Source organism: Litchfieldia alkalitelluris (genome assembly GCF_002153425.1).
Classification (GTDB): domain Bacteria; phylum Bacillota; class Bacilli; order Bacillales; family Salisediminibacteriaceae; genus Evansella; species Evansella alkalicola.
The window spans coordinates 4340337-4342260 of sequence record NZ_KZ119600.1 but is presented as its reverse complement, the minus strand read 5'-3'; the positions used below and the strand labels follow the sequence as shown (position 1 = coordinate 4342260).

The 1924-nt window shown below is 45.3% G+C and carries 3 protein-coding genes; 2 read left to right on the top strand and 1 reads right to left on the bottom strand.

Going from position 1 to position 1924, the window contains the following annotated elements; genetic code table 11:
* Window positions 1–286 precede the first annotated feature (286 nt).
* Complete coding sequence (locus BW724_RS20420) at window positions 287–799, bottom strand: cupin domain-containing protein (RefSeq protein WP_417891447.1); 513 nt, start codon at window positions 797–799, stop codon at window positions 287–289.
* A gap of 312 nt (window positions 800–1111) precedes the next feature.
* On the opposite strand from BW724_RS20420, the gene BW724_RS23820 reads away from it, so the two are divergent.
* Both BW724_RS23820 and BW724_RS20410 read left to right on the top strand, forming a co-directional pair.
* On the top strand, window positions 1112–1690 hold the full coding sequence (locus BW724_RS23820) for a hypothetical protein (RefSeq protein ID WP_176371504.1): 579 nt from the start codon (window positions 1112–1114) through the stop codon (window positions 1688–1690).
* A 98-nt stretch (window positions 1691–1788) separates the two neighbouring features.
* Window positions 1789–1924: phosphoglycerate mutase family protein (locus BW724_RS20410; protein WP_140355100.1), on the top strand; the 136-nt coding region annotated here is incomplete at its 3' end.

Genomic DNA, 1924 nt, shown 5'->3' with positions numbered 1-1924 from the left:
AATCAGGCAATATTGTCGTTAGAACCAAGAACTAACGACAAAACCAAGTATGAATCAGGCAATATTGTCGTTAGAACCAAGAACTAACGACAAAACCAAGCAAAACCAAGCTAAATTTGTCGTCAAACTGAAAACGTGTATGTATTGGAGGATAAAACTTCAACCTTGATGCCGGGTTCTTCCGATAAAAGTCACCATAAAGCTAAAGACTGTTCTATAGCTAAAGACGGTTCTTGTGATCACAACGCACTGTGAACGCAAGAACCGTCCCTCCGTTTACCTCCGTTTACGCCCCTGCGTCTGCCTTTGTTGGATGTACTGTCCCAGCTGGGTGTTCAGGTGGTGCATAGATCGAATATAGTTTTAGTGGAGTTTGACCATAGTTTACGACGTTGTGCCACTTTCCTGCTGGGATAAAGATGGCAGAGCCATCGGTAACATGTTTTTCGAAATCATACTTATTTTTTTCATCACCCATAAAAACGAGGCCGTGGCCTTGCTCAATCCGAATGAACTGATCATGGTCGTTGTGAATCTCGAGACCGATATCGTCGCCAGGATTAATGCTCATGAGCGTTAGTTGCAAATTTTCCCCTGTCCACAAAGCGGTACGATATGTTTGATTCTGCATGGTCGCCTGCTCAATATTCACAGTAAATGGCTCTGGGCCGTAATCCTTCATCTCCGCAGCATGCCCGCCATCTTCAGGAGTTCGGGCATGGGAAAAATGTGGCATATTCCCCTGAGGATATCCCCAATAAGGATATGGATACATGTTATAATTACCATATTGATACATATTTAGGGGCTGGGCAGATGCCTGCGGATGGTAGGGATATAGATTCTGATAATAGTAGCCAAGATACATATTCTTCAATCCTTTCATTGATTATAAGCTATCGTATGTAGCGTTATTTGGTGTTGTGCCTAAACGGAGGGACGGATCTCCCGTTCACACACCAGCGTTCACACACCAGCCGGCACCAGCGATCAGAACCAATCAAACGATCAATCACCAATCAAGCGATCAGAACCAATCAAACGATCAGATACCAGCCGGCACCAGCGATCAGAACCAATCAAACGTTCACACACCAAAGGAGGTAATCGTATGGCAATAAATTACAAGCAGTGCCCAAATTGCAATTCTAGGAACGTGGTCAACATCATTTACGGACTGCCGACACACGAGGCGATGAAGGACGCTGAGGCGGGGAAGTTCATGCTCGGCGGCTGCTGCGTCGAGATGGATAGTCCCGATTATCATTGCAACAGCTGCGGCAACGAATGGACGAAGAACGAGGCCATTGACAGAGCTTATGAAAAAATTAATCGTGTCATCGCAACGGTGGGAGGATATTTCGGCCCAAGTTATCACGTTGAAATAGATTTAGAAGCAGAAGAAGTTTCATGGAGTAAGAGTGAGGGCGAGGGCATCTGGCAACCCCCAATCACCAAGCCTATTACCGATGCCGAGGCGAAAACTTTTATGTTTAATTTGCAATGGGCGGACCTCCTAAACTGGAAAAAAGAGTATCCCAATCCAGGTGTTATGGACGGCACCCACTGGCAAGTAGAATTAGTGCGCGAAGGAAGAAACATCAAAAAGCACGGCGATAACAACTACCCAGAAGGCTGGGACATGTTTTGCACAACGATCAAAGAGTTGACAGGAAGAGAGTTTTCGTAGATTCCAGTGTGGTTTGGTTAGTGCAATTAGGTGAAGCAATGTTAGTCCGCAATTCTTTCTATATTAGATCCAAGAGAATGTGGGGGAGGAGGCAAAAAATGCTGACTATATATCTAACTCGTCACGGGGAGACCCAATGGAATTTAGAAAATCGCCTTCAAGGTTCAAAGGATTCACCACTAACAGAGAAGGGTGCCACAAGTGCAACCAAGCTAGGTAAACGCCTGAAAGACA